Origin of the sequence: Lentzea sp. NPDC020367 (assembly GCF_044387305.1) — a bacterium.
Lineage (GTDB): Bacteria > Actinomycetota > Actinomycetes > Mycobacteriales > Pseudonocardiaceae > Lentzea.
The window spans coordinates 1-15,279 of record NZ_JBIRVV010000021.1; the positions used below are offsets into that span (position 1 = coordinate 1).

A 15,279-nucleotide genomic window follows, 5' to 3' on the forward strand; every position below is an offset into this window, starting at 1 on the left:
CCCCCACGCCCCGTACAACCAGTACGAGGACGTGGGGGCGACACCACGATGCACCCGTCTGACCGCGAATTCCCCCGGCTACGTTCCGAGCCACACCACTAGTGACGTCGCGACGCCGGCGGGCTCACTTCAGCAGCAGGCGCACCGTGAGTTCGAGGCGGTTCGCGACGTCCGTGGCGGTGGCACGGCGCGTGACCCAGGCGACCAGGTTCGACAGCCACACGTCGCCGATGACGCGGGCGATGGCCTTCTGCTCCTCGGTCGGGGCGTCGTCGCTCATCGCCTTGGTGAACATGCTCTCCATGAGCAGCGAGACGCGGTCGATCTCGGCGCCCGCGGAGGCGTCGGCGAACGTGAACGCGCGCGTCATCGCCTCGGTGAGGTGCGGGTTGCGCTGCAGGCCCCTGGTGATGCGGCCGAGCACGAACAACACGCGCTCGTACGGGCTCTCGCCCGGGACGGTGGTGCGGTCCATCTTCTCCTGGGCGCGTTCCAGCTCCACCGCGAGGCTCGACACGAGCAGGTGGACCTTCGAGGGGAAGTAGCGGTACAACGTGCCCAGCGCGACGTCCGCGCGGTCGGCCACGGCGCGCATCTGGACGGCGTCGAACCCGCCCTTCGACGCCAGCGCGATGGTCGCGTCGACGATCCGCTTGCGACGCTCGCGCTGGGCGGCTGAGCTGAGCTCGTCGCCCGCCATGAGCGCGTCCGTGCGCGACTTCGAAGGTGACACGGAGATGATCCTCCTGGAACGTGTTGCAGCTGCCTTCGCATCATACTCGATCGGTTTCCCAGCCATGATCTGTTGCCGGAAATAGAACACGTTCTATAAACTTCTTCACGTACTGGAGGAGGCCGCATGCCGATCGCCACGACCGGGGAACAACGCGCCCTGCGCGACAGCGTGGACGCCGCCAAGGGTGAGTGGGCAGATCTCGTCAAGGTCGGGTTCTTCGAGGTGACGCGGGAGGGCGGCACGGTCGCCGATCTCGCGGTGATGCTGGAGCGGGCGGCCGAGAACCTCGTGCCGGGGCCGTTGCTGCCCACGGCGCTGGTGTCGGTGCTGTTCCCGGACTTCGAGGGCATAGCGGGGTTCGGGTTCTCGTCCCAGCATGTGGTCGGTGCCGCCGAAGCGACGCACCTGTTGCTCAAAACGGACAGTTGGATGCTCGTACCGGTCGACCAGGTGTCGATCAAAGCCCTCGAATCCGTCGACCACTCACGTTCACTCGGCTCGGTCGTGGTCAACACGCCTGGGGACGTGACAGCGGACCCGACCGATCTCGCGGTCACGTTGATGGCCGCCGAGGCGAGCGGGATCGCCGCGTGGTGCCTGAACACCGCTGTGGAGTACGCGAAACAGCGTCAGCAGTTCGGGCGTGTCATCGGGTCGTTCCAGGCCGTGAAGCACCTCTGCGTGGAGATGTTGTGCCGCGCGGAGCAGGCGTCGTCGGTGGCCTGGGACGCGGCGCGGTCGGTGGGCGACGACGAACATCCGCTGGCGGCGGCGGTCGCGGCGGCGGTGGCGTTCGACGCGGCCGTCCGCAACGCCAAGGACTGCATCCAGGTGCTCGGCGGCATCGGCTTCACCTGGGAGCACGACGCGCATCGCTATCTGCGCCGGGCGTTGGCGTTGCAGCAACTCGCGGGCGGCGTGGCGTTCTGGCGCCGACGTGTCGCCGCACTGGCGCTGGCCGGGGCACGCCGGTCGCTCACCGTCCAGGTCGAGTCGGATCCCGGCGTGCGGACCTTCGCGGAGGAGATCGCCGGGCTCGACGCCGCCGCGCAACGGGAACGTCTGGCGGACAGCGGGTTCCTCGTGCCGCACTGGCCCAGGCCGTACGGGCAGGACGCCGACCAGGCCAGGCAGATGGTCATCGACAGCGAGTTCGTCCGCGCCGGGGTGCGCAGGCCGGACCTGATCATCGGCGGCTGGGCGGGGCCGACGATCCTCCGCCACGGAACGCCGGAGCAGCAGGAACGGTTCGTGCCGCCGACGTTGAGCGGGGAGCTGACCTGGTGTCAGCTGTTCAGCGAACCCGAGGCAGGCTCGGACCTGGCCTCGTTGCGCACCAAGGCCGTGCGCGCCGACGGCGGCTGGAAGCTCACCGGGCAGAAGGTCTGGACGTCGCTCGCGCACCAGGCCGACTGGGCGATCTGCCTGGCCCGCACGGACTCCAGCGTCCCGAAGCACAAGGGCATCACGTACTTCCTGGTCGACATGCGCTCGGACGGCGTGGACGTGCGGCCGTTGCGGGAGATCACCGGCGACGCGCGGTTCAACGAGGTCTTCCTGGACGACGTGTTCGTGCCGGACGACTGCGTGGTCGGCGCGGTGAACGACGGCTGGCGGCTGGCCCGCACCACCCTCGCGAACGAACGCGTCGCGATGGGCTCGGCACTCGGCGAGCCGCTGGAACAGGTTCTGAGGTCACCGGCGGCTGCCGATCACGCGGAACGGCTGGGTGCCCTGGTGGCCCAGGGGTTGGCGGTGTCCGTGCTGGACCTGCGGGCGAGCCTGCGGGTGCTGAGCGGGCAGGAGCCGGGCGCGGAGTCCAGCGTGCGCAAGCTGGCCGGGGTGCGGCAACGGCAGGACGTCGCCGAGTTCGCGGTCGAGGTGCTCGGCCCGGACGCGGCGGTCGAAGGTGAGCTGATCTACGAGTTCCTGCTCACGCGGTGTCTGAGCATCGCGGGCGGAACGACCCAAGTCCTGATGAACCTTGCTGGTGAACGCATTCTCGGTCTACCGAGGGAGCCCTGATGGATTTCCAGCTCGACGAGACCCAGCGCGAGATCGCCACCCTGGCGGCCGACGTGCTGGGCAGGGAGAGCGCGACCCCCTGGAAGGCGTTGGGGGAGGCGGGATTGCTGGCCCTGGCCGTTCCGGAACGGCTCGGTGGCGACGGGCTCGGCGTGCTGGAGACGGCCGTGCTGCTCACCGAGGTCGGCCGGCGGGCGGTGGACGTTCCGGCACTGGCCACGCTCGCGCTGGGAGTGTTGCCGATCGTCCGGTACGGCACTCCGGAGCAGCAGGACGCCTTGCTGCCGTTGGTGACCGAACAGCACGGCGTGCTGACAGCGGCGTTGAGCGAACCTTCGAGACCTCTGCCTTCCGCGCCGGAGACCACGGCAGGACCGGACGGCATCTTCGGTGTGAAGATCAACGTGCCGTACGCCTCTGAGGCGCGGCGAATCCTCGTCAGCACGAGCAGCGGAGTCTTCGTCGTCGACCCGGCGCAACCCGGTGTGTCCACATCGGAGGGAACCGTCCGTCTCGACGGCGCTCAAGGCGAACTGCTGGCAGGCGCGGAGGAGGGCATCGGCCGGTTCGCGCTGGCCGGAGCGGCGGCGGTGGCGGACGGCGTGCTGGCCGGAGCCCTCGACCTCACCGTGAAGCACGTCGGCACCCGTCACCAGTTCGGCAAGCCCCTGGCCACCTTCCAGGCGGCGGCGTGCCTGGTCGCGGACGTCTACATCGCCTCCCGCACGCTGCACCTGGCCGCGCTGACGGCCGCCTGGAGCCTCGACGACAACGACCTCGACACGGCGGCCTACTGGCTCGCGGCGGAAGCCCTGCCGGCCGTGCACACCTGCCACCACCTGCACGGCGGCCTCGGGCTCGACATCACCTACCCGATGCACCGCTACTACGGCATGGCCAAGGAGCTGACGCGGTTCGTCGGCGGAGTGGAGCACCGCTTGGGAGCCATCGATGTTCATTGACCTCACCGCCGAACAGCTCAAGCTGCGCGACGAGCTGCGCGAGTACTTCGCGACCGTCATGTCCGACGCCGAACGCGAGGCGATGCTGACCGAACGGCACGGCGTGACCTACCGCGAGCTCGTCAAGCGACTCGGGCGCGACGGACGGCTCGGCGTCGGCTGGCCGAAGGAGTACGGCGGGCTGGGGTTCGGCCCGATCGAGCAGCAGATCTTCGTCAACGAGGCCGCTCGCGCGGACGTCCCGCTGCCGTACGTGACGCTGCAGACCGTCGGCCCGACGCTGCAGACGTACGGAACCCAGGAGCAGAAGGACTTCTTCCTGCCCAAGATCCTCAGCGGTGACCTCCACTTCGCCATCGGCTACACCGAACCGGACGCGGGCACCGACCTGGCCGCGTTGCGCACCAAGGCTGTTCGCGAAGACGATCACTACGTCGTCAACGGGCAGAAGACGTTCACGACGGGCGGCCACGACGCCGACTTCGTGTGGCTGGCCTGCCGCACCGGGGCCGCGGACTCGCGGCACAAGGGCATCACGATCCTGATCGTCGACACCACCGACCCCGGCTACTCGTGGACGCCGATCATCACGTGCGACGGCGCCCACCACGTCAACGCCACCTATTACAACGACGTCCGCGTGCCCGAGGCCCGCCGGGTCGGCGAGGAGAACAAGGGCTGGCGGCTGATCACCACCCAGCTCAACCACGAACGCGTCATGCTCGGCCCGTCCGGACGGCTCGGCGCGCTGGTCGAACGGGTCCACGGCTGGGCCGCGGAACGTCAGCTCCTCGACGAACCGGACGTGCGCCGGGCACTCGCCGAGGCGCGGGCCGTCCACCGCGTGAACGAGCTGCTCAACTGGCAGGTCGCCGGCGGTGAACTGGAGGTCGCGGACGCGTCGGCGACCAAGGTGTTCGCCGCGGACCGGACCCAGCGCATAGGACGGCTGCTCGAAGAGCTGGTCGGACGCCATGGCGCACCAGCCGAACTGACGAAGTGGCTGGACGTGCAGGCACGCCGCAACCTCGTGCTGACGTTCGGCGGGGGAGTGCAGGAGATCCAGCGCGAGCTGATCGCGAACATCGGGCTCGGACTACCGCGGGTGGTGCGATGATCGACATCGAGAAAGAGGCCGCCCGCATAGCCGAACAGGGCGAGTGCGCGCCACGACTGGCCCGCGACCCGGTCAACCAGCCGATGATCAACAACTGGCTGGAGGCCATCGGCGACGAACACCCCGGCTACGACGGGACCGCGCCGCCCGCGATGGTCCAGGTCTGGACGATGGCGGGGCTGAAGGGCCAGCGCACCCTGGACGACCCGCTCGGCGCGATGATGACCATCCTGGACGAGGCCGGGTACACCTCGGTCGTCGCGACCAACAGCGACCAGACCTACCACCGCTACCTGAAGGTCGGCGAGCACCTGTCGGTGACGACGAGCCTGGAGGACGTGACCGGGCCGAAGAGGACCGGGCTGGGCGAGGGCTGGTTCGTCACGACCAGGAGCACCTGGTGGGTCGGCGACGAGGCCGTGGCCGAGATGCGGTTCCGGGTGCTGAAGTTCAAGCCCGCGCAGAAGCCGGAACCGAAGCCCGAAGCCGTGAAACCCCAGGCCATCCGCCCGTCCGTCAACCGCGACACCGAGTACTTCTGGGAAGGCACCCGGCAGGGCGAGCTGCGCATCCAACGGTGCGGTGGCTGCGGTCTCCTGCGTCACCCGCCAGGTCCGATGTGCCCGGAATGTGGTGCCACGAAGCCGAAGTACCTCGTCTCGGAGGGCTACGGCGTGGTCTACAGCTACGTCGTGCACCACCACCCGCAGGTGCCGGGCAAGCAGACCCCGTTCGTCATCGCCCTGATCGAACTGGACGAGGGCGTGCGGATGCTGGGTGAACTGGACGGCGAACCCAGCGTCGGGCAACGGGTCGAGGTCGTGTTCACCAAGGTCGACGACGACCTGACGATGCCGAGCTGGAGGCCCCGTGCGGATCGGTGATTCCCTGCCGGAGTGGCACGTCGAGGCCACCCCGACGTTCGTGATCAGCACCGCGCTGGCCACCCGCGACTTCCAGGACGTGCACCACGACCGCGACCTGGCGATCCAGCGCGGTTCGAAGGACATCTTCATCAACATCCTCACGACGACCGGCCTGGTGCAGCGCTACGTCACGGACTGGGCGGGCCCGGAAGTGCTCGTACGACAGGTGAACATCAAGCTCGGCGCACCCTGTTTCGCCTACGACACGCTGAAGTTCTTCGGCCAGGTCATCGAACGCGAGCAGCAGGACCTGACCATCGAGGTAGTCGGCCGGACCGCGCACGGCGACCACGTCACCGGAACCGTGAAGATCGAGGTGCCCGCGTGAACGCCGCGATCGTCGGAATCGGCGCGACCGACTTCTCCAAGGACTCCGGCCGCAGTGAACTCCAGCTGGCGGCCGAGGCCGTCCGAGCCGCACTCGAGGACGCGGGCCTCGAACCGTCCGATGTGGACGGCCTGGTCAGCTTCACCATGGACACCAACGCCGAGATCGCGGTCGCACGCGAACTCGGCATCCCGGAGCTGACGTTCTTCAGCCGCGTCCACTACGGCGGCGGGGCGGCGTGCGCGACCGTGCAGCAGGCCGCGATGGCCGTGGAGACCGGTGCGGCGAAGGTCGTCGTCTGCTACCGGGCGTTCAACGAACGTTCCGGGCACCGGTTCGGGCAGGTCCAGACCGCGGCCGCGGCCAACATCGACAACAGCTGGTCCTACCCGATGGGGCTGGGCACGCCGGCCGCGATGGTCGCCATGTTCGCCCGTCGGTACATGCACGAGTACGGCGCCACGAGCGAGGACTTCGGCCGGATCGCGGTGATCGACCGCAAGCACGCCGCCACGAACCCGCACGCCTGGTTCCACAACCGCCCGATCTCCCTGGACGACCACCAGTCGTCGCGCTGGATCGCCGAACCGCTGCGGCTCCTGGACTGCTGCCAGGAGAGCGACGGCGGCGTCGCACTGGTCGTCACGTCCGCGGAACGCGCGAAAGACCTCCCGAACAAGGCGGCGCACGTCAGGGCGGCGACGCAGGGCAGCAGCGTGGACCAGTTCACGATGACGAGCTACTACCGCGACGACCTGACCCGGTTGCCCGAGATGGGCGTGGTGGCGAGGGGGCTGTGGGAGAAGTCGGGCATCGGTCCGTCCGATGTGGACGTCGCCGTGCTCTACGACCACTTCACGCCGTTCGTCCTGGTCCAGCTCGAAGAATTGGGCTTCTGCGGTCGTGGTGAGGCCAAGGACTTCATCAAGTCCGGGGCGCTCGAACTGGACGGGACGCTCCCGCTCAACCCGCACGGTGGGCAACTCGGTGAGGCCTACCTGCACGGCATGAACGGCATCGCCGAAGGGGTGCGCCAAGTGCGCGGCACCGCGGTGAACCAGGTCGCGAACGTCGACCACGTCCTGGTCACCGCCGGTACCGGCGTCCCGACGAGCGGCCTCGTGCTCGGCCGGGAGGCTTAAACTGGCCGACCATGACCGCGTTGCACGTGAGCAATGGCGACAGCACGGACGTGCCGGCCCAGCGCGTCCTGTACTGGCGTGACTCGCTGCACGAAGGCCCCGTGCCCGACGTGGGTTCCGAGGAACTGCGCGGGATCAGGGCCGCCTTCCTGACGGAGAGCGGCGTCGACGACCGCGCGGAGGGCTCGGCCATGTTCGCCGAGCGCGACGGGGTCCTGGAGACAGCCAGGGACGGCGAGTACGTGCTGTGGTTCGAAGCCGACCTGTACGACCAGCTGCAGATCATCCAGATCCTCGACCGCCTGGCCGGCCTGGGCGTTCCGGCGCACCGCATCACGCTGATCTGCATCGGCGAGTACCCCGGCATCGCCCGGTTCGGCGGCCTCGGCGAGTTGACGGCGGACCAGTTGCGGGAACTGCCCGCGACCAAGGCATGTGCCGTCTTGACCCCGGACGCCCTGGAACTGGCCGTCGACGCGTGGGCGGCCTTCCGGGCGCCCACGCCTGAACGCATCGCGGAGATCGCCGCCCGCCGCTCCGGCGAACTGCGGTTCCTCGGCGAGGCGTTCGACCGGCTCGGCCGTGAGTATCCGTCCACTCGCGACGGTCTGTCGCTCACCGAACGCCGCGTGCTGGCCGCCGTCGCGAGCGGGGCAGCCGACGCGGGCACGGCGTTCGTCCGTGCCGCAGCCAGGGAGACGCGCCCCTATCTCGGTGACTCGTGGTCGTTCCTGATCATGGAACGGCTGGCGCACGCGCCGGTCCCACTGCTCACCTCGTCGGACGACCGGATCACCCGCCACACCCGACTGAGCCTGACCGGCGCCGGGGCACAGGTGCTCGCGGGCAGGGAAGACCACGTCACGCTCAACGGCGTCGACAGGTGGATCGGCGGCGTCCACCTGCGAGGAAGTCAGCCGGGCTGGCGCTGGGACGAAGGCACGGAAGCCGTCACACGGTCGTGAGCACCGCGTCAGCGAGAACCGGACGGTCCCCGGCGAACGTCGTCAGCACGAGCCGCAGACCGTCCCGCCACACCCGCGTCGTCAGCGTCTCTCCAGGGAAGACCACGCCCGCGAACTTCGCCTCGAACGACGACACCTGCTCCGGTCCGTCGAGCATCGCGTCGATCACGGCCTTGCACACCACCCCGTACGTGCACAGCCCGTGCAGGATCGGCGCGTCGAAACCGGCCCGGACAGCGAACTCGGGATCGGCGTGCAGCGGATTCCGGTCACCGCACAACCGGTACAGGTAGGCCTGCTGCGGCAGAGTCGGGGTCTCGATCACGAAGTCCGGCGCGCGCGAAGGCACCTCCACCTTGCCCGAAGGCCCGCGGTCGCCGCCGAACCCGCCCTCGCCACGGGCGAAGATGCTGGACCGGGTCGTGTACAGCGCGGTCCCGTCCGGCGTCACAGCCGTCGACTCCTGCACGATGACCGCTGCCTTGCCCTTGTCCCACACGTCCGCGATCCGCGTCCGCAACACCGCCTCACCCTCGGCAGGCAGCGGAGCGTGCACGGTGATCTCCTGCGTACCGTGCAACACCCGAGCCAGGTCGATGTCGATGCCGGGGAACGACACGGCGGGCGGCGCGGTCTCGTGGAAGCGCGGCGCGACAACGCCGAACGTCGGCAGCACCCGCAATCCCTGCTCGTAGACGTAGCGGAGTTCGGTCGCCCCCAGCGCCAGGTGGTAGAGCAGCACGTCGGACTCGGACCACGAGAACTTGAGCTCGGGAAGTTCCGCTCCCACAGCGACGTCCGGATCGATCGGCATCAGGCGCCCCTCACTCGTAGCTGATCTTCACGATGTCGGTGACCGGGACCGACTGGCACGCCAGCACGATGCCCTCGGCGATGTCGTCGGAGTCGAGCACGTCGTTGTTGAGCATCTTGACCTCGCCCTCGACCAGCCGGCACGCGCACGCGCTGCACGCACCCTCCCGGCACGAGTACGGCGCGTTGAGTCCCTTCTCCAGCAACAGGTCGAGCAACTTCGTCCGCGCGGGCCACGGAAACCGGTGCTGCTCACCGTCCAGCTCGACCTCGACCACCGCGTCCGGCCGATCGTCGACCACCGGAACCACGTCGGAGAACGGATCACTTGACAGCGACACGAACTTCTCGACGTGCACGACCGAAACGTCGTGCAACGCCTTGCGAGCGGCCTCCATGAACGGCCCCGGCCCACACACGAACGCCTCGTCGCACGACCGGACGAACGCCCGCAGTCCAGCAACAGAAGGCAGTCCCTGCACCGACTCCAGCCAGTGCACGACGGTCAGCCGCTCCGGGTACGAGCGCGCCAGCTCGGAGAGCTCGCGGGCGAAGATCACCGAAGCCTCGTCCCGGTTGGCGTACACCAGGAACACCCGCCCGGAACCCTCGCCGAGCACCGCCCGGATGATCGACATGACCGGCGTGATCCCGCTCCCGGCCGCGAACGCCAGCAACGACCCGTCCAGCGACGAGGGCGTGAACACCCCGGCCGGCGCCAGTACGTCGAGTTCCATGCCCTCACAAAGCGACGAGCACATCCAGTGCGACCCGTACCCGTCCGGCGTCCGCTTGACCGTGATCTTCAACGGCTCACCCGGTGCGCTGGACAGCGAGTAGCACCGCGCCACGTCGCCCGCCCGCACCGTCAGGAACTGGCCGGGCTTCACCGCGAAGTCCACGCCCGACAGCACGAACGAACGCGCGTCGGCGGTCTCCTCGATCACGGCGTCGACCCGCAGCCGGTGCACCTCAGCCATCGGCGACCTCCAGCGTTCCCTCGCGCACTGCCTTCTCGATGCCGTCACGCAGCCGCAGACACGTGGGCACGAACGCGGATCGCGGCCCGCACAGCTCGACACACGTGGACGTGTCGGAGAGCCACTGCACGCTGGTGTGCTGGGGGCTGTTCTTCTTGACCAGCACCCGGTTCCCGCAGTCGCACCGGACCGGAACCATGCCACCGACCAGGAACTCGTCGCGCTCGCTCACGTCGCCGACTCCTGACGGGCGAGATTCTCGGCGACCTCCTTCTCCCAGACCTCGATCGCCCGGCTCGTGTCGACCTCGAACTCGAAGCGCCGCACCATGTCGTCGCTGACGTCCTCCACGTCGACGTAGAACTGCTCGTACCAGCGGCGCAGCTGGTAGACCGGCCCGTCCTCCTCGCACAGCAACGGGTTGTCGATGCGCGACTTGTTCTGCCAGATCTCCACGTCCTGCAGGAACCCGACGCCGATGCCGCGCGCGAACTTCTCCGCGATCTTGTCGGCGTGGACGTCGTCCACACCCGGCAGCTTCTTCACGATCGCGCCCCACTGGAGCTTGAACGAGGTCGGCGAGATCGGGTAGTGGCAGTTGATCAACACCGTCTCGATCTCGAGGCCCTTGTAGTCGTTCCACAGGTAGTCGATCATGTACGACGGCCCGTAGTACGCGGCCTCGGATCGCACTTCCACGTCACCGGTGTAGTTCGAGCCCATCGCGACGTCCGGACGGCCGCGCGTGGTCAGGTACTGCGAGGCGACGTGGCCCTCCATCACGTTCTTGAAGTACGTCGGGAACGCGAAGTGGATGTAGAAGAAGTGGGCCATGTCCACGACGTTGTCGATGATCTCGCGGCAGTTCGCGTTGTCGATCACCACCGAGTCCCAGGTCCAGTTGCTCCACTCGTCGCTGAACGCCGACTCGATGCGCGGGATCGTGATGTGCTCCGGCGGCGGGTTGCCCTGCGGGTCGTTCCACACGAAGAGTTGCTTGTTCTCCTCGAGCGTGATCCACGACCGGGTGCGCGCCCGCAGCGGAACCCGCTTGGCGTAGGGGATGTCGACGCACTTGCCGTTGCCCGCCCAGCGCCAGTCGTGGAACGGGCAGGCGATGTTGTTGCCCTTGACCGTGCCCTGGGTGAGGTCGCCGCCCATGTGCCGGCAGTACCCGTCCAGGACGTTGATCTTGCCGTCCTCCGAGGCGAACACCACGAGCTTCGTGCCGAACGCCTCCACGGGGTGAGGTTTGCCGTCGCGGAAGTGACTGGCGAGGCCGAGGCAGTGCCATCCGCGCGCGAACCTCGCTGGAGGCGCGCCGGCGTCGATCGTCCGCACGCTGTCCTGCGTCATCGCTTTCCTCCAGTGATGTCGAGGCCGGCCAGATATCCGAACGTCATCGCCGGTCCGAGGGTGGCGCCCGCGCCCGCGTAGGTGTGGCCCATGACGGACGCGCTGGTGTTGCCCGCCGCGTAGAGGCCGTCGATCACCGACCCGTCCTCGCGCAGCACCCGCGCGTGGGTGTCGGTGCGCAGGCCGCCCTTGGTGCCGAGATCGCCGGGCACGATCTTGACCGCGTAGAACGGGCCGGTCGTCAGTGGCGCCAGGTTGGGGTTCGGCTTGGTGCGCGGATCGCCGTAGTAGCGGTCGTACGCGCTGTCGCCGCGGTGGAAGTCGGCGTCCTTGCCTTCCACGGTCAGGGTGTTGAACCGCCGCACGGTGTCCGCCAGTTCCGGCAGGTCGGCCTGCTGGGCCAGCTCTTCCAGGCTGGGCGCCGTGATCACGGAGTCCTTCCAGCGCCGGGGGAGCGGGCGGCGCGGCGGGATGCCGCAGAACGGGTAGCGGCTGCGGTAGGCGTGGTCGAAGACGAGCCAGGTGTCGCCGGTCATCGCGTTGACGACGTCGATGTAGGGCGCGGCCTCGTTCACGAACCGGCGGCCGGTCTTGTCGACCAGTACGCAGCCGGGCAGAGAACGCTCCGCGAGCAGGAAGAACGGGCCGCGCGGCAACGGGACGGACGGGCCCCACCAGGCGTCGTCCATCAGCCCGACGGCCGCGCCAGCGCGTTGCCCGGCCTCGATGCCGTCACCGGTGTTGGCCTTGGCGCCGACTGTCCACTCGGTACCGATGTCCTGGTGCTGCTTGCGCATCCGTTCGTTGTTCTCGAACCCGCCGGACGCCAGCACCACGTGCTTCGCCAGGATCAGCTTCTCGCCGACCAGCACTCCGGCCACGCGACCGTTCTCGTGGTGCAGGTCGGTCATCGCGGTGTTGAGCCTGACCTCGACGTTCAGCGCCTTCAGCCCTGCTCGCAGCCCCGCGGACAGCGCCTGACCCATCGTCAGCCGGCGGCCGGGCAGGAACCGGCGGGCGAAGACCTTGGCGGCGGTGAAGATGCCGCGCGGGTGCCGTCCGATCAGCGTCAGCCAGCGGTAGTCGGTCTGGGTGATCACGATGCCCGCCGGCGTCGGCACGTACGGCGGTTCGAGGTCCTTGACCTCGTCGCCGAGCAGTGCCGCGTTGAACGGCAGGGGTTCCACCGAGCGGCCGCGTGGCTGCCCTCCTGGCGCCTCCGGGTAGTAGTCGGAGTACTCGCGGACCCAGCGGAACTTCAACGGCGTGTGGGCGCAGATGAAGGCCAGCATGGCCGGTCCGGCGTCCAGGAACGCCTCCCGCAGCTCGGCCGGGACCTCGCTCGCGATGTGCGCGAGATAGGTGCTGGCCCGCTCCGGCGAGTCGGGTATGCCGTTGGCGGCGACCACGGCGTTGTTCGGCACCCAGATGCCGCCGCCCGACCGCGCGGTCGAGCCGCCGTAGTGCGCGGCCTTCTCGATGATCAAGGTCCGCAAGCCGTGTTGAGCGGTGCAGAGCGCGGCAGTCATGCCCGCCGCGCCGCTGCCGACGACGATCACGTCGTACATCGCACCCTCCCGAAGCTCAGACTAGAACAGGTTATAGTTCTGAGGCGGTTTGGCGCTATGGTGTAGGAGTTCCAGGCAAGTCGACTCACCAAGAACCTGTTTCTGGAGGGTTGCGTGGAAGTCACCGCTGACGTGGTCGTCATCGGCTTCGGCGCGGCCGGCGCGTGCGCCGCCGTCGAGGCCGCGGCGGCTGGTGCGTCCGTGGTGGTGCTGGACCGGTTCGCCGGTGGGGGCGCGACCGCGTTGTCCGGCGGTGTCGTCTACGCGGGTGGCGGGACGCGGCAGCAGGTCGAGGCCGGTGTCGCCGACTCGGTGGACGCGATGTTCTCCTACCTGCGGCACGAGGTCCGGGACGCGGTGTCCGCGGAGACCCTTCGGCGGTTCTGCGAGGACAGCGCGAAGATGCTGGCCTGGTTGGAGGACCAGGGCGTGCCGTTCGACGCGCGGGTGTCGCCGTTCAAGACCTCCTACCCGACTGACGACTACTACCTCTACCTGTCCGGCAGCGAGGACGCCTGGCCCGATCCGGCTCCTCGCGGGCACCGGACCAGGGCGAAGGGCACGTCGGGCAAGGCTTTCTTCACTCGTCTGGCCGAAGCGACCCGGCGCGCGGGCGTGCGGATCATGCCGCAGACCAGGGCCGTCGAGCTGATCCGCACGGACGGCAGGGTGACCGGCGTGCGGTGCCGGACCCTCACCGGGTTTCCACGGCTTCTGCACGGGGCGTTGTCCAAGGCGGGCGCGAAGCCGTGGCTCTACTACCCGCCTTTGGGCAAGAGGCTGTTCGGGCTGGCAGCGTGGCTCGAACAGTTCGGCCGGCCGCTGGTGGTCACCGCCGGGCAGGGCGTGATCATCGCGGCCGGTGGCTTCATCGCGAACCGGGCGCTGGTGCACGAGAACGCTCCGGCGTATCGCGGTGGCCTCGCGTTGGGCACGCCTGGTGACGACGGTGGCGGGATTCGGCTCGGTGTGGAAGCCGGTGGGAAGACCGCGCGGATGGACAAGATCTCGGTGTGGCGGTTCGTCACGCCGCCCAGCGCGTTGCAGCGCGGGGTCCTGGTCGACTCGGCCGGGCAGCGGTTCGGCGACGCGACCCTGTACGGCGCCGCCAACGGAGGCGCGATCGTCGAACGCGGCGGCAAGGCCTGGCTGCTGATCGACGACGAGATCCTCCAGGTCGCGCGGGCCCAGGTGAAGACGCAGACGGCGCCGTTCCAGCGCTGGCAGGTCCGCTACCTGCTGGGACGCGGCATGGTGACCGCGCCGACGATCGAGGAAGTGGCCGCCAAGGCTGGAATCGCGGTGCCCGAGCCGTTCGGGACGCCGCCCTATTCGTTGATCAACGTGTCGGTGCGCGCGGGGTTCGGCTACCCGTGCCCGATGCTCACGCTCGGTGGGCTCGTCGTGGACGAGGACACCGGTCAGGTGCAAGGAGTTCCAGGCCTGTACGCGGCGGGCCGGTCCGCGGTCGGGGTGTGCTCGGAGTCCTACGTCAGCGGCCTCGCGCTCGCCGACTGCGTCTTCTCGGGCCGCCGTGCGGGGCAACACGTAGCCAAATCGACTCGAGCAGGGGAGGCCCGGTGCTGACGATCCAGAAACGGGAGGCGGCCGCCGAACTGCTGCGGACGGCGGAACGCGACCGCGTGCCGATCAAACCGCTGGTGGAGCTGTATCCCGACATCGACGTGGTCGACGCGTACGAGATCCAGCTGCTCAACGTCCGGCACCGCAACAGGGACGTGATCGGTCACAAGGTCGGTCTCTCGTCGTTGGCGATGCAGCAGATGATGGGCGTCGACGAACCCGACTACGGCCACCTGCTCGACGACATGCAGCTCGCCGGAACCGCGGACGCGTCGGCGTACCTGTATCCGCGGGTCGAGGTGGAGATCGCGTTCCTGCTGGCCCGCGACCTGCCCGGCGAGGGCTGCACGGTCGAGGACGTGCTGGCCGCCACCGAGTTCGTCGTGCCGTCCATCGAGCTGATCGACAGCCGGATCGAGAACTGGCGGATCGGCCTGCAGGACACCATCGCGGACAACGCGTCGTCGGCGGGGTTCATGCTGGGCTCCGAGCGCGTTCGTCCGTCCGAACTGGACATCGGCGCCGTCGCGGCCACGTTGCGGCGCAACGGCGAGGTGGTCGCCGAGGGACGTGGCGACGCCGTGCTGGGCGATCCGGCGATCGCGGTGGCGTGGCTGGCGGCGAAGGTCGCGGGCTTCGGCGTCCGGCTGCTGGCCGGGGACATCGTGCTGCCCGGTTCGTGCACACGTGCCATCGACGCCAGGCCCGGTGACGAGTTCCACGCCGAGTTCGCAGGACTCGGCTCCGTTGACCTGAAGTTCGAATAGGGGTGACTGG

General features: G+C 68.9%; 14 protein-coding genes and 1 pseudogene. 9 read left to right on the forward strand and 6 right to left on the reverse strand.

Features of this window, described 5'->3' with window-relative positions; translation table 11 throughout:
* Nucleotides 1-124 precede the first annotated feature (124 nt).
* Complete coding sequence (kstR, locus tag ACH413_RS43325; RefSeq protein ID WP_245821835.1) at nucleotides 125-700, reverse strand: cholesterol catabolism transcriptional regulator KstR; 576 nt, start codon at nucleotides 698-700, stop codon at nucleotides 125-127.
* Between the two features lie 159 nt (nucleotides 701-859).
* Here kstR and ACH413_RS43330 point away from each other — a divergent pair, with 159 nt between their 5' ends.
* From ACH413_RS43330 to ACH413_RS43360, 7 genes are read left to right on the forward strand one after another with little or no spacing between them, the layout of a single operon-like run.
* The gene (locus ACH413_RS43330; RefSeq protein ID WP_360039330.1) at nucleotides 860-2,761 is read left to right on the forward strand and encodes an acyl-CoA dehydrogenase family protein; all 1,902 of its coding nucleotides are present in this window, start codon (nucleotides 860-862) and stop codon (nucleotides 2,759-2,761) included.
* Nucleotides 2,761-3,723 (forward strand): acyl-CoA dehydrogenase family protein, encoded by a 963-nt coding sequence (locus ACH413_RS43335; RefSeq protein WP_360039327.1) that lies wholly within the window; start codon nucleotides 2,761-2,763, stop codon nucleotides 3,721-3,723. Before ACH413_RS43330 ends, ACH413_RS43335 begins: the two co-directional genes overlap by 1 nt.
* The gene (locus ACH413_RS43340; protein WP_360039324.1) at nucleotides 3,713-4,840 is read left to right on the forward strand and encodes an acyl-CoA dehydrogenase family protein; all 1,128 of its coding nucleotides are present in this window, start codon (nucleotides 3,713-3,715) and stop codon (nucleotides 4,838-4,840) included. The genes ACH413_RS43335 and ACH413_RS43340 overlap by 11 nt, the downstream gene beginning before the upstream one ends.
* Nucleotides 4,840-5,724: an OB-fold domain-containing protein gene (locus ACH413_RS43345; RefSeq protein WP_360039558.1), complete on the forward strand. Its 885-nt coding sequence runs from the start codon at nucleotides 4,840-4,842 to the stop codon at nucleotides 5,722-5,724. The genes ACH413_RS43340 and ACH413_RS43345 overlap by 1 nt, the downstream gene beginning before the upstream one ends.
* Nucleotides 5,711-6,094 carry a MaoC family dehydratase gene (locus tag ACH413_RS43350; protein ID WP_030481674.1) on the forward strand — a complete coding sequence of 128 codons (384 nt, stop codon included), beginning with the start codon at nucleotides 5,711-5,713 and terminating at the stop codon, nucleotides 6,092-6,094. The genes ACH413_RS43345 and ACH413_RS43350 overlap by 14 nt, the downstream gene beginning before the upstream one ends.
* Nucleotides 6,091-7,236, forward strand: a complete 1,146-nt coding sequence (locus tag ACH413_RS43355) for a lipid-transfer protein (protein WP_360039321.1) — start codon at nucleotides 6,091-6,093, stop codon at nucleotides 7,234-7,236. The genes ACH413_RS43350 and ACH413_RS43355 overlap by 4 nt, the downstream gene beginning before the upstream one ends.
* Before the next feature lie 11 nt (nucleotides 7,237-7,247).
* Nucleotides 7,248-8,201: a hypothetical protein gene (locus ACH413_RS43360; protein WP_360039318.1), complete on the forward strand. Its 954-nt coding sequence runs from the start codon at nucleotides 7,248-7,250 to the stop codon at nucleotides 8,199-8,201.
* Here ACH413_RS43360 and ACH413_RS43365 read toward each other — a convergent pair.
* From ACH413_RS43365 to ACH413_RS43385, 5 genes and pseudogenes are all read right to left on the reverse strand, one after another.
* Nucleotides 8,188-9,015 (reverse strand): MaoC/PaaZ C-terminal domain-containing protein, encoded by an 828-nt coding sequence (locus ACH413_RS43365; RefSeq protein WP_360039315.1) that lies wholly within the window; start codon nucleotides 9,013-9,015, stop codon nucleotides 8,188-8,190. The genes ACH413_RS43360 and ACH413_RS43365 overlap by 14 nt on opposite strands.
* Before the next feature lie 10 nt (nucleotides 9,016-9,025).
* Nucleotides 9,026-9,994, reverse strand: coding sequence for a ferredoxin--NADP reductase (locus tag ACH413_RS43370; protein ID WP_360039312.1), 969 nt, complete (start codon nucleotides 9,992-9,994; stop codon nucleotides 9,026-9,028).
* Nucleotides 9,987-10,226 (reverse strand): hypothetical protein, encoded by a 240-nt coding sequence (locus ACH413_RS43375; RefSeq protein ID WP_360039310.1) that lies wholly within the window; start codon nucleotides 10,224-10,226, stop codon nucleotides 9,987-9,989. Before ACH413_RS43375 ends, ACH413_RS43370 begins: the two co-directional genes overlap by 8 nt.
* Complete coding sequence (locus ACH413_RS43380; RefSeq protein ID WP_360039307.1) at nucleotides 10,223-11,350, reverse strand: Rieske 2Fe-2S domain-containing protein; 1,128 nt, start codon at nucleotides 11,348-11,350, stop codon at nucleotides 10,223-10,225. The genes ACH413_RS43375 and ACH413_RS43380 overlap by 4 nt, the downstream gene beginning before the upstream one ends.
* Nucleotides 11,347-12,927: pseudogene (locus ACH413_RS43385) on the reverse strand (FAD-dependent oxidoreductase); the annotation flags it as partial. The gene ACH413_RS43380 and the pseudogene ACH413_RS43385, both read right to left, overlap by 4 nt.
* A gap of 105 nt (nucleotides 12,928-13,032) precedes the next feature.
* Between ACH413_RS43385 and ACH413_RS43390 the strand changes: the two are divergent.
* The gene (locus ACH413_RS43390; protein ID WP_360039304.1) at nucleotides 13,033-14,505 is read left to right on the forward strand and encodes an FAD-binding protein; all 1,473 of its coding nucleotides are present in this window, start codon (nucleotides 13,033-13,035) and stop codon (nucleotides 14,503-14,505) included.
* The gene (locus tag ACH413_RS43395; RefSeq protein ID WP_360039301.1) at nucleotides 14,499-15,269 is read left to right on the forward strand and encodes a 2-keto-4-pentenoate hydratase; all 771 of its coding nucleotides are present in this window, start codon (nucleotides 14,499-14,501) and stop codon (nucleotides 15,267-15,269) included. Before ACH413_RS43390 ends, ACH413_RS43395 begins: the two co-directional genes overlap by 7 nt.
* Nucleotides 15,270-15,279 lie beyond the last annotated feature (10 nt).